Origin of the sequence: Streptomyces sp. NPDC057617, assembly GCF_042800555.1 — a bacterium.
GTDB lineage: Bacteria > Actinomycetota > Actinomycetes > Streptomycetales > Streptomycetaceae > Streptomyces.
This window is the reverse complement of record NZ_JBHVGV010000014.1, coordinates 1-12,929: the sequence shown is the minus strand read 5'-3', so window position 1 is coordinate 12,929 and position 12,929 is coordinate 1. Positions and strand designations below refer to the sequence as shown.

Annotated in this window: 4 protein-coding genes and 1 tRNA gene; 1 reads left to right on the top strand and 4 read right to left on the bottom strand. The window is 68.4% G+C overall.

Annotation, left to right across the window (positions count from 1 at the left end):
• Nucleotides 1–155: 155 nt before the first annotated feature.
• The 3 genes from ACFU9P_RS29065 to ACFU9P_RS29055 all read right to left on the bottom strand — a co-directional run bounded on the left by ACFU9P_RS29065 (nucleotide 156) and on the right by ACFU9P_RS29055 (nucleotide 9,592).
• Nucleotides 156–3,029, bottom strand: coding sequence for a DNA translocase FtsK (locus tag ACFU9P_RS29065; protein WP_384086434.1), 2,874 nt, complete (start codon nucleotides 3,027–3,029; stop codon nucleotides 156–158).
• A gap of 178 nt (nucleotides 3,030–3,207) precedes the next feature.
• Entirely contained in the window at nucleotides 3,208–3,876 is a 669-nt protein-coding gene (locus ACFU9P_RS29060; RefSeq protein WP_046497340.1) for a two-component system response regulator, read from the bottom strand.
• Nucleotides 3,877–4,153: 277 nt separating this feature from the next.
• Nucleotides 4,154–9,592: a HAMP domain-containing protein gene (locus tag ACFU9P_RS29055; protein WP_384086431.1), complete on the bottom strand. Its 5,439-nt coding sequence runs from the start codon at nucleotides 9,590–9,592 to the stop codon at nucleotides 4,154–4,156.
• A gap of 345 nt (nucleotides 9,593–9,937) precedes the next feature.
• Here ACFU9P_RS29055 and ACFU9P_RS29050 point away from each other — a divergent pair, with 345 nt between their 5' ends.
• Entirely contained in the window at nucleotides 9,938–12,589 is a 2,652-nt protein-coding gene (locus ACFU9P_RS29050) for a SpoIIE family protein phosphatase (RefSeq protein WP_384086428.1), read from the top strand.
• An 81-nt stretch (nucleotides 12,590–12,670) separates the two neighbouring features.
• Here ACFU9P_RS29050 and ACFU9P_RS29045 read toward each other — a convergent pair.
• Nucleotides 12,671–12,743: transfer RNA gene (locus ACFU9P_RS29045), tRNA-Thr, on the bottom strand.
• Nucleotides 12,744–12,929: the final 186 nt, after the last annotated feature.

Here is a 12,929-nt window from a genome sequence, read left to right as displayed (position 1 = left end):
TTGACGTTTGCCGAAGGGAAACGGTTGCCTTCGATTCCGCTCGGGTTCTGCCGGATCTTCCAGGACTCGCTCGGACGCGTCGCGACAAGGCCGGATCCGGCCGGTCTTCCGGCACTGGTACAGGCGCGCTCGGACTCGCTGGGAGGTTCCGCTTCCTACGGTTGAGACTCCCCACGGATCACGGCGAGCACTCCATCGACTTCGTCCGCCTTCACCAGGACGTCGCGTGCCTTGGACCCCTCGCTGGGTCCGACGATGTTCCTCGACTCCATCAGGTCCATCAGCCGGCCCGCCTTGGCGAAGCCGACGCGCAGCTTCCGCTGGAGCATCGAGGTCGAGCCGAACTGCGTGGTGACGACCAGCTCGACGGCCTGGCAGAGCAGATCCAGATCGTCGCCGATGTCCTCGTCGATGTCCTTCTTCTTGGCCGTTCCGACCACGACGTCGTCGCGGAAGACCGGCGCCATCTGATCCTTGCAGTGCTGGACGACCGCCGCGACTTCTTCCTCGGTGACGAACGCGCCCTGCATACGCGTCGGCTTGTTCGCGCCCATGGGCAGGAACAGCCCGTCGCCCTTGCCGATCAGCTTCTCCGCGCCGGGCTGGTCGAGGATGACCCGGCTGTCCGCCAGCGACGAGGTCGCGAAGGCGAGCCGCGAGGGCACATTCGCCTTGATCAGACCGGTCACCACATCGACCGAGGGCCGCTGCGTGGCGAGTACGAGATGGATTCCGGCGGCGCGGGCCAACTGGGTGATACGGACGATGGCGTCCTCGACATCACGCGGAGCGACCATCATCAGATCGGCCAGCTCGTCGACGATCACCAGCAGATACGGGTACGGCGACAGCTCGCGCTCACTGCCCTCCGGCGTCTTCACCTTGCCGTCGCGCACGGCCCGGTTGAAGTCGTCGATGTGCCGGTAGCCGTACGCGGCGAGGTCGTCGTAGCGCAGATCCATCTCCCGTACGACCCACTGGAGCGCCTCGGCGGCCCGCTTGGGGTTGGTGATGATCGGCGTGATCAGGTGCGGGATGCCTTCGTACGCGGTCAGCTCGACCCGCTTGGGGTCGACGAGGACCATCCGTACGTCCTCGGGGGTCGCCCGGACCATCACCGAGGTGATCAGGCAGTTGATGCAGGACGACTTGCCGGAGCCGGTGGCGCCCGCGACCAGCATGTGCGGCATCTTCGCCAGATTGGCCATCACATAGCCGCCCTCGACGTCCTTGCCGAGCGCGACCAGCATCGGATGGTCGTCCTCGGCGGCGTCCGCGAGCCGCAGCACATCGCCGAGATTGACCATCTCGCGGTCGGTGTTGGGGATCTCGATACCGACGGCGGACTTGCCGGGGATCGGGGAGATGATCCGTACGTCGGGGCTGGCCACGGCGTACGCGATGTTCTTGGTCAGCGCGGTGATCCGCTCGACCTTCACGGCCGGGCCAAGCTCCACCTCGTACCGGGTCACCGTCGGGCCACGGGTGAAGCCGGTGACGGCCGCGTCGACCTTGAACTCCATGAACACATTGGTGAGCGAGGCGACGATGGCGTCATTGGCGGCGCTGCGCGTCTTGCCCGGCCCGCCTCGCTCCAGCAGGTCCAGCGCGGGCAGTGCGTAGGTGATGTCCCCGCGGAGCTGGAGCTGTTCGGCGCGCGGGGGCAGCGGTTTGTCGATCGGGGGCGGGGGCTTGGTCAGATCCGCGACGGCGACGGCGCCCGCTCCCCGCTTCCCGGGCTCACGGGCGGCCGGCAGGGGTACGGAGCGCTCCCCCGTGGCCTCGTCGGCGCCCTGCGGCCCCTGCGCCCCTCCCGGGCCCTTGACGCGCTCCGGGGGTTCGCCGGGAAGCCCCTCGCCCGTGCGCGTCCGGTCCACGGAGACGCCCTGGGTGAGGTCCGCGACGATCGGCGAGGGCGGCATTCCGTTGAGGACAGCGCCGTCCAGTGCGGCCGCCGCTGCCGCGGCCACGTCCACCGCGTCCATCGGCCGGTCCATGGCGGGCTGTACGGAGGCCCGGCGCGGTCTGCGCCGCTTCTTGAGCGCCTCGGCCTCGGCCCGGTCGTGGTCGTACGGCCCGGTTCCGCTCCGGCTCGCGGACGGGCGGTACGAGCCGGCGGGCAGCCCTTGGCGCCACTGGTCGTCGTACCGCTCGTCGTCGTCCTCGTACCGTTCCTCGTCATACCGCTCGTCGTCCGTGCGCTCCGGCGCGTTCGCGGGTGCGAGGATTCCGAGTTTGGTGGCGAGCAGCCGCAGCCGCTGCGGAATGGCGTTGACGGGGGTGGCGGTGACGACCAGCAGACCGAAGAAGGTGAGCAGCAGAAGCAGCGGTACGGCGAGGACCTCGCCCATCGCGACGATCAGTGGCATGGAGGCGGCCCAGCCGATCAGCCCGCCCGCGTCCTGCATCGCGTCGGTGCCCGCGTCGCGCCCGGGGGCGCCACAGGCGATGTGCACCAGTCCGAGCACCCCGACGACCAGCGCGGAGAGCCCGATCGCGATCCGCCCGTTGGCCTCGGGCCGCTCCGGGTAGAGGATCAGCCGTACGGCGATCGCGCCCAGCAGGACCGGCACCAGCAGATCGAGCCGGCCGAAGGCTCCGGTGATCAGCATCTCGACCAGATCGCCCACCGGGCCGCGCAGATTCGACCAGGTCCCGGCCGCGACGATCAGTGCGATGCCGAGCAGCAGCAGCGCCAGCCCGTCCTTGCGGTGCGCCGGATCGAGTCCCTTGGCGCCACGCCCTATGCCGCGGAACATCGCGCCGACGCCATGCGCCATGCCGAGCCATACGGCCCGCACCAGCCGGTACACACCGCCGGTGGGGGACGGCGCGGGCTTGGGTGCCGGCTTGGCGGCGGCCTTCTTCGCGGGCGCCTTCTTTGCCGGTGCTTTCTTCGAGGGCGCCGATTTCTGCACCGCGCTCTTCTTGGCGGGTGCCGCCTTCGCGGCGCCGGTCGTACGGCCGGCCCGCGGCTTTGCGGCGCCCGCCGTGCCCTGGGAACCCTTGCCGGACGTACGTGAGGCCATGATGGTGAGGTTACCGGTGTGCACGGCCGTCGACACGTGTGCCTACTGCTTCACCCGTATGTGTCGTCCGCAAGTCAGCAGGAAACTGACGCCGTTTCAGCGGTTCCTGTCCGTGAGCCGCCCCTGCGCTTCACTCCCGCAAGGGATTTCGGCTCCCCGAGAAAGCTCCCCGCGGTCCTCAGCTCTGGGAGGGAAGGGTGGGCGTACCGCTTCCGGTGCCGGGCTCCAGTGCGTCCAGCGCCCGCCGCAGACCGGTGAGTTTACGTTCGAGATGGGCGGCCGTCGCTACGGCGGAGGCGTCCGCCGAATCGTCGTCGAGCTGCTTGGAGAGTGCTTCTGCCTGCTCCTCGACCGCCGCGAGCCGCGCGGAGAGTTCGGCGAGCAGACCGGCCGGTTCCTTGGCCTCGCCCGCTCCTGCCAACTGGAGTCTGAGCAGCTCGGCCTGTTCCTTCAGTTTGCAGTTCTTCATGTACAGCTCGACGAAGACCGAGACCTTGGCGCGCAGCACCCAGGGGTCGAACGGCTTCGAGATGTAGTCCACGGCACCCGCCGCGTATCCCCGGAAGGTGTGGTGCGGACCGTGGTTGATGGCCGTGAGGAAAATGATCGGGATATCGCGCGTCCGCTCACGGCGCTTGATGTGCGCGGCCGTCTCGAAGCCATCCATCCCGGGCATCTGGACATCCAGCAGGATGACCGCGAAGTCGTCCGTCAGCAGCGCTTTGAGCGCTTCCTCCCCGGACGATGCCCGCACCAGCGTCTGATCGAGCGCGGAGAGAATGGCCTCCAGCGCCAGCAGATTCTCCGGCCGGTCATCGACCAGGAGGATCTTGGCCTTCTGCACCATGGCCGCCCGTCCTCCTCGCCCCGGCATGGGACGCCCCCCGCTCACGGCGCCCCGCGTCACACCGGGCGCCGCCCCAGGGGACGACTCCCTTACGCCGTCCGTCCTTGTGCCGGTCATGGTAGCTGCACCCCGCCTGTCGCCACACCCTGTCACCGTGATGTCACTGTGCACAAAGCAGAAACGTAGCGGGAGACCAGAAGGTTCCCCGAATATGCCCGCCTCACACGCCGTCGGGCGCGGTCCGTCAGGACATTGTGACGTTTCTCCCGGCCACCGGTCATGCGTCCCGCATCCATTGCTCCATGACCGTCAGGAGATGGTCGGGGTCGACCGGCTTGGTCACATAGTCGGAAGCACCCGATTCGAGGGCCTTCTCCCGGTCGCCCTTCATCGCCTTCGCGGTGAGCGCGATGATCGGCAGCCCGGCGAACTGCGGCATCCTGCGGATCGCCGTCGTCGTGGCGTACCCGTCCATCTCGGGCATCATGATGTCCATCAGAACGACCGTCACATCGTCGTGCTGCTCCAGGACTTCGATGCCCTCGCGGCCGTTCTCCGCGTACAGCACCGACAGTCCGTGCTGCTCCAGCACGCTGGTGAGGGCGAAGACATTGCGGATGTCGTCGTCCACGATCAGCACCTTCTCGCCGTCGAAGCCGAACGTACGGCTCTCGCGGAGCGCGTCCTGACGGCCCGTACCGCCCGGTCGGGAGGTCCTGGACTCCTGGCGGCCCTGCGCGGCCGTGGTCCCCCGCGGCGGCGCCTGAGTGCCCTGTCCGGGCGGACCTGAGCGCTGCGCCCCGCCACCGGGGCCCCTGCGGCGGCGCCGGAACAGCGCTGCGGGTCCCGGCTCCTCTCCGGCCATGGAGGACACCTCCGCGTGCCGGCCCGCCGACTCGCCCGAACCCGTACCGTCGTCGGCCACGCGCCCCTGCCGCACCCCCGCGGGCGTCAACTGCGGATAGCCCTGGGGCGGCAGCTCGCTGGGATGGAGCGGCAGATAGAGCGTGAACGTCGAGCCGCGCCCCGGCTCGCTCGCCGCGTGGATCTCACCGCCGAGCAGCCGGGCGATCTCGCGGCTGATGGAGAGACCGAGGCCCGTACCGCCGTACTTGCGGCTGGTCGTGCCGTCCGCCTGCTTGAACGCCTCGAAGATGACCCGCATCTTGCTGGCCGCGATACCGATCCCGGTGTCGGTGACCGAGAACGCGATCAGATCGCCGTCGGCGTCGCGCAGCGAACCCGCCTCCAGGAGCTGCTCCCTGATGGCGTGCGGCACATCCGCGCCCGCCGGGCGGATCACCAGCTCCACCGCGCCGCTGTCGGTGAACTTCACCGCGTTGGAGAGCAGATTGCGCAGCACCTGCAACAGGCGCTGTTCATCGGTGTGCAGGGTCGCGGGCAGCTCCGGCGACACCCGTACGGAGAAGTCGAGCCCCTTCTCCGCGGTGAGCGGCCGGAAGGTCGCCTCCACATAGTCGACGAGCTGCACCAGCGCGATCCGGGTCGGGCTGACATCCATCTTGCCCGCCTCGACCTTCGACAGGTCGAGGATGTCGTTGATGAGCTGGAGCAGATCCGAGCCAGCGCCGTGGATCGTTTCCGCGAACTCGACCTGCTTGGGCGAGAGATTCGATTCGGCATTGTCGGCGAGCAGTTTGGCGAGGATGAGCAGCGAGTTGAGCGGGGTGCGCAGCTCGTGCGACATGTTCGCCAGGAACTCCGACTTGTAGCGCATCGAGACGGCGAGCTGCTCGGCCCGCTCCTCCAGCACCTGCCTGGCCTCTTCGATCTCGGTGTTCTTCACCTCGATGTCACGGTTCTGCTGGGCCAGCAGCTCGGCCTTGTCCTCCAGTTCCGCGTTGGACTCCTGAAGGGCCTTCTGCCGGTTCTCCAGCTCCGCCGAGCGCTCACGGAGCTGCTCGGTCAGCTCCTGCGACTGCTTCAGCAGCACCTCCGTCTTGGAGTTGACGCTGATGGTGTTGACGCTCGTCGCGATCATCTCGGCGATCTGGTTGAGGAAGTCCTTCTGGATGTGCGTGAACGGCTGGAACGAGGCCAGCTCGATCACTCCGAGGACCTTCCCCTCGAACAGCACTGGCAGCACGATCACATGGGCCGGCGCCGCCTCCCCGAGCCCGGACGCGATCTTCAGATAGCCCGGCGGCACATTGACCTGGATGGTGCGCTTCTCCTGGGCGGCCGTGCCGATGAGCGTCTCGCCGGGCCGGAAGACCGTCGGCATCGAACCGGCCGAGTAGCCGTAACTGCCGCGCATGCACAGCTCGTACGAACCGTCCTTGCCGCCGTCCGTACCGACCTGGGGCACCGCGCCGGTCCGCATCGCCAGGAAGAACGCGCCGTGCTGCGCCGACACCACCGGGGTCAGCTCGCTCATGATCAGCGAGGCGACGTCGTCGAGATCGCGGCGGCCCTGCATCAGACCGGAGATCCGGGCGAGGTTGCCCTTGAGCCAGTCCTGCTCCTCATTGGCGAGGGTGGTGTCCCGCAGATTGGCGATCATCGTATTGATGTTGTCCTGGAGGACCTGGATCTCGCCCGCCGCGTCGACATCGATCTTCAGGTTGAGATCGCCGCGGGTCACCGCGGTGGCGACGGCGGCGATCGCCCGCACCTGGCGGGTCAGATTGCCGGCCATCTCGTTCACCGACTCGGTGAGGTCGCGCCAGGTGCCGTCGACGTCCCGCACCCGTGCCTGGCCGCCGAGCTGACCGTCCGTACCCACCTCACGGGCCACCCGGGTCACTTCCTCGGCGAACGAGGAGAGCTGGTCGACCATGGTGTTGATGGTGTTCTTGAGCTCCTGGATCTCACCGCGCGCGTCGATGTCGATCTTCTTGGTGAGATCGCCCTTCGCGATGGCGGTGGTGACGGTGGCGATCTGGCGGACCTGACCGGTCAGGTTGGACGCCATCGAGTTCACGGACTCGGTGAGGTCCTTCCACGTACCCGACACGCCCGGCACCCGGGCCTGGCCGCCCAGTTCGCCCTCCGTACCCACCTCACGGGCGACTCGTGTCACCTCGTCAGCGAAGGACGACAGTGTCGTCACCATCGTGTTGACCGTGTCGGCGAGTTCGGCGACCTCGCCGCGCGCCTCCACCGTGACCTTCTTGGTGAGGTCGCCGTTGGCGACCGCGGCCGAGACCCGCGAGATGTTCCGCACCTGGCTGGTCAGATTGTTGGCCATGGTGTTGACGTTGTCGCTGAGGTCCTTCCAGATGCCGGTGACACCCCGGACCCTGGCCTGGCCGCCGAGGATGCCCTCCGTACCCACCTCGCGGGCGACTCGCGTCACCTCGTCAGCGAAGTTCAGAAGCTGATCGACCATCGTGTTGACGGTGGTGACCAGGTCGAGGATCTCGCCCTTGGCGTCGACGGTGATCTTCTTCGACAGATCGCCCTTGGCGACCGCCGTGGTGACCTCGGCGATATTGCGGACCTGCGAGGTCAGGTTGTTCGCCATGAAGTTGACGGACTGTGTGAGGTCCTTCCAGGTGCCGGAGACGCCCTGGACCTCGGCCTGGCCGCCGAGCATGCCCTCGGTGCCCACTTCGCGGGCCACCCGGGTCACCTGCTCGGCGAAGTTGGAGAGCTGGTCCACCATCGTGTTGAGGGTGTTCTTCAGCTCAAGGATCTCGCCGCGGGCGTCCACGTCGATCTTCTGCGACAGGTCACCGCGCGCCACCGCCGTGGCGACGCCCGCGATGTTACGGACCTGATCCGTGAGGTTCCCGGCCATCCCGTTGACGGAATCGGTCAGATCCCGCCAGACGCCGGCCACACCCGGCACCTTCGCCTGACCACCGAGCCGGCCGTCCGTACCCACCTCGCGCGCGACCCTCGTCACCTGGTCGGCGAAGGCCGAGAGCTGGTCGACCATCGTATTGATGGTGTTCTTGAGTTCGAGGATCTCGCCGCGGGCGTCCACGTCGATCTTCTGCGACAGGTCGCCACGCGCCACCGCCGTGGTCACCTGGGCGATCTGGCGCACCTGATCGGTCAGATTCCCGGCCATGAAGTTGACGGAGTCGGTGAGTTCCTTCCACGTACCGCTGACGCCGTCAACCCGCGCTTGACCGCCGAGCCGGCCCTCCGTACCCACATCCCTGGCCATCACGGTGACCTGGTCGGCGAAGGAGGAGAGCTGCGCCACCATCGTGTTGACGGTGTTCTTCAGCTCCAGCATCTCCCCGGCCACATCGACCGTGACCTTCTGGGTCAGATCTCCGTTGGCGACGGCGGTCGTCACCTGCGCGATGTCCCGCACCTGCCCCGTCAGGTTGCGGAAAGCCGTGTTCACCGAGTCGGTGAGGTCCTTCCAGGTGCCCGCCGCGCCCGGCACCCCGGCCTGGCCGCCGAGCCGGCCCTCGACACCGACCTCCCGCGCGACCCGCGTCACTTCGGAACCGAACGACTGGAGCTGGTCCACCATCGTGTTGACGGTGTTCTTCAGCTCCAGCATCTCGCCTGCGACATCGACGGTGACCTTCTGTGACAGATCGCCGTTCGCGACCGCCGTCGTCACCTGCGCGATGTCCCGCACCTGAGTCGTCAGATTGCGGAAGACCGTATTGACCGAGTCCGTCAGGTCCTTCCAGGTCCCGGCGGCGCCCGGCACCTGTGCCTGGCCGCCGAGCAGCCCCTCCGCGCCGACCTCGCTCGCCACCCGGGTCACTTCGTCCGCGAACGTACGGAGCGTCTCGGTCATCTGATTGATCGTCTCGGCGAGCTGCGCGACCTCGCCCCGCGCGCTGACCGTGACCTTCTGCGACAGGTCGCCATTGGCGACGGCCGTCGTGACCTCCGCGATACCGCGCACCTGGCTGGTCAGATTGCCCGCCATGGTGTTGACCGAGTCGGTGAGGTCCTTCCAGACCCCGGCCACCCCGGGCACGGTCGCCTGACCGCCCAGCTCGCCCTCGGTGCCCACCTCCCGGGCCACCCGGGTGACCTCCGAGGAGAACGACGAGAGCTGGTCCACCATGGTGTTCACGGTGTTCTTGAGCTGAAGCATCTCGCCGGCCACATGGACCGTGACCTTGCGCGACAGATCGCCCTTGGCGACCGCCGTCGTAACGAGAGCAATGTCACGTACCTGAGCGGTCAGCCGGTACGCCATCGTGTTGACCGAGTCCGTGAGGTCCTTCCACGATCCGGACATACCGCGCACCTTGGCCTGGCCGCCGAGCTTGCCCTCCGTACCGACCTCCAGCGCCACCCGCGTCACCTCGTCGGTGAACGCGGAGAGCTGGTCGACCAGATTGTTGACGGTACGGGCCACCTTCAGGAACTCGCCCCGCAGCGGCCGCTCAGCACCGTCCGGGGAGTACGAGCGCAGCTCCATCCGCTGCTCCAGATCGCCCTCGGCGACCGCGGAGAGCACCCGCCCGACCTCGGAGACGGGCCGCGCCAGATCGTCCACCAGCGCGTTCGACGCGTCGATGGCGGCGGCCCAGGAACCCTCGCAGGCCCCCGTCTCCAGCCGCTCGGTGAGCTTTCCCTCACGCCCTACCATGCGCCGTACCCGGGCCAGCTCACCCGTGAGATGGAGATTGCGGTCCGCGACCTCGTTGAAGACGGCGGCGATCTCCGCCATCACATCGTCGCCGGAGACGGTCAGCCGTTTGCGGAAGTTGCCGTCGCGCATGGACACCAGCGCGGCCAGCAGTCTCTGCAGCTCTGCCGTGTCCACCTCGGTGGTCCCATTGCTCCGGGACCGTCCGCCTTTCGCGCGCGTACTCGCGCCACGCGACGCCGTGCCAGACTCCACCGTGTCCCTCCCGCAGGGGTTGACCGTACCGCCGGGCTGTCTCCGGAAGCCTGCCCAGTGTTTCACCACGGCCGAACCAGGCCATAACAGTTCGGCAGCTTCGCATAGCGTCCCCGCCTTCTCGGGGCGGAAACAGCGGCGACCGGCATCCGCTCGGACTGCGAAGGTAAGTAACCTGGCATCCGGCTGTCCAACCGCCCCGGTCCGCCCGGCAGGGGCGGTGCGGCGAAGGTACTACCACCGGGCACCTGGAGGGGCGGGCCGATCATGGCAGAGCCGGGCGTCGAAACGCGTACGAGGAGTTCCGTGATCACCGCGCGGGCGGCGGCCAGCTTCGACCCTGTGGGACGGTCCGTGGCGATCGCGCGCGCCTTTGTCCGCGACACGCTCCAGGGCTGGGGCCACTCCGATGTCGTCGACGACGCCGTCGTCCTCACCAGCGAACTCGTCACCAATGCCGTCATCCACGCCGGCACCTCGGCCGATGTGCTCTGCCTGCGTATGGAGGACGGCGTCCGTGTCGAGGTGGCCGACCGCTACCCCGAGCGTGAGATCCCCATCCAGGGCACCCGGCGGTCCTTCGCCAACGCCGACCGCGAGAACGGCAGGGGTCTGCTGCTCTGTGCCGCCCTCGCCTCACGCTGGGGTGTCGAATACACCCCGACGTACAAGCAGGTCTGGTTCCAGCTCGACCTTCCCGAGCGCCCAGTCGGCACCCGCCTGGCCGGACCGGTCCTCCCGACCAGCCTGCTGCCCGTCACCGACGAACGCGTACGGGTCGCCGTCATCCAGATCGACCGCAGCGCCGCCATCGTGAGCTGGAACGAAGATGCAGAACATATTTTCGGGTACGCGGCCGATCAGGTAATCGGCAAACCCCTGCCCGACATCGCCGCCTGGCCACACACTCCCGGCCTCGGCAGTGGCATCGCCGAAGCGCTCCAGCTCTCCCGCTGGGAGGGCAGCTACGGGATCCGCAGCGCCGACGGCCGGGTCGTCCCCGTCTACGCCTCCCACCTCCGGGTCCGCGACACCCACGGCGAGCCGTCCACCGTCTGTCTTCTCGTACGCAACCACGAGCGCGCCGTCATCCAGACCGCGCTGCGCAACTCCACGAGCGACCCGGGCGCCGAGAACCGCACCATGGACCCCTTCGAGGTCTTCATCGGCTCCCCGGCCCCCGACGATCTCGACGGACTCCTCCAGCGCACGGTCGAACGCGCCCGCGACATGCTCGACGGGGACTCGGCCTTCCTGCTGCTCGCCACGGACGACGAGACGGAGCTGGAGGTACGGGCCTCCACCGGCCTCCCCTCCGCCCGCCAGCGCTTCGCACGCGTCCCCGTGGAGGCCGGGACCGGACGGTACGGCTCCGCCAGGATGCCCGCCGTCCACGACGACCTCACGGCCGTCCCCGGCGCCGTCCCACTCCTCAACGACACCGGGATGCGCTCCGTCGTCACCGTCCCGCTCAAGGTGGAGGGCCGGCTCACCGGCTCCCTGGGCGTCGCCGCGGAAGGTCCCGGCCGCTACTCCAACGAAGAGGCGCTGCGCCTCCAGTTCGCCGCGGACCGTATCGCCCTGGCCGTCGAGTCCGCCCGCCTCGGTGAACTCGAACGCCTCCGGCGCGGCTCGCTCTCCTTCCTCGTCGAAGCGTCCGATCTGCTCGCCGGAACGCTCGACCGCGACCAGACGCTGGCCCTCATGGCGCAGATGACCGTCCCCACCCTCGCCACCTGGTGCGCCGTCTACACCATCGCCGACCAGTCCTCCGACCCGTACCTCTCGTACGTACTCCACGAGGACGAGGAACGCATCGACGGCCTCAAGGCCCTGCTCTCCAAGATCAACCCGCCGGATCCCGTGCCCACCCCCGGCGCCCGTATCTGGACCGCCCCCGCAGAAGCCGCCCACCGGGCCGCACTGCGCACCTCCATGCGCGAGTTGGGACGGACGTCCTCCCCGCTCTCCTCGGGAGTGGACACCACCTTCGCGACGGCGGGGGCGGTCGGCGGCGAGACCGTTGTCCTCCCGCTGGTGGCCCGCAACCGCGTCATCGGGATGCTGACCCTCGGCAAGCCCTCGGACGACCACTTCCGCCAGGAGATCCTCGAACTCGCCGAGGATCTCTCCCGCAGGGCGGCACTCGCCCTCGACAACGCCCGCCTCTACTCCGAGCGCACCGCCATCAGCCAGGCCCTCCAGCGCAGCCTGCTGCCACCGGGACTCCCCGAAGTCCCGGGCGTGGAGGTCGATGTCATCTACCGCGCCGCGGGCGAGGGCAACGAAGTCGGCGGCGACTTCTACGACTTGTTCCCCATCCGGGACGGCGCCTACGGCTTCGCCATCGGCGATGTCTGCGGTACGGGTCCGGAGGCCGCGGCCGTCACCGGCCTGGCCCGGCACGCCCTCCGGCTGCTCGCCCGCGAGGGCTTCGGCGGACCCGCGGTCCTGGAACGGCTGAACGCGGCGATCCTCGACGAGGGCGCCCGCAGCCGCTTCCTCACGCTGCTGTACGGCGAGTTGTGGCCGCAGGAGGACGGCAGCGCGATCATCAAGGTGGTCTGCGCCGGCCATCCGCTCCCGCTGCGCCTGCGCCAGGACGGCACGGTCGAACCGGCCGCCGAACCGCAGCCCCTCCTCGGCGTCATAGAGGATCTGGAGCTGTACGAGCAGACGCTCACCCTGGACCCGGGCGATGTCCTGCTATGCGTCACCGACGGCGTCACGGAACGGCGAGAGGGCTCACGCATGCTGGGCGACGACGGCCTCACCGACGTTCTGACGACCTGTACGGGACTGACGGCGGGCGCGGTCGCGTCGCGCGTGCTGCGAGCGGTGGAGCGCTTCGCAGCGGAGCCGGCCTCCGACGACATGGCGATCCTCGCGATGCGTGTCCCGGAGCCCCGTCACAACTAGTCCCGTAGTCCCGGTCGGGCTCAAGGCAGTTGGGCAACGAGAAAGGCCCCCGCCGTGTGGCGGGGGCCTTCTCTTGTACGGAGCCCCAATACGGAATCGAACCGTAGACCTTCTCCTTACCATGGAGACGCTCTACCGACTGAGCTATTGGGGCGCTGCAACGAGGTAGAGCATACCTGATGCTGAGCGGTTCTCAGAACCTCGGCTCTGAACGGGACTTGAATGAGTCATGAACGGTGATGAACGCAGAAATGCCCCGTACCGGTAAACGATACGGGGCATTCCTTATAAAGTTTGTTCGGCGGCGTCCTACTCTCCCACAGGGTCCCCCCTGCAGTAC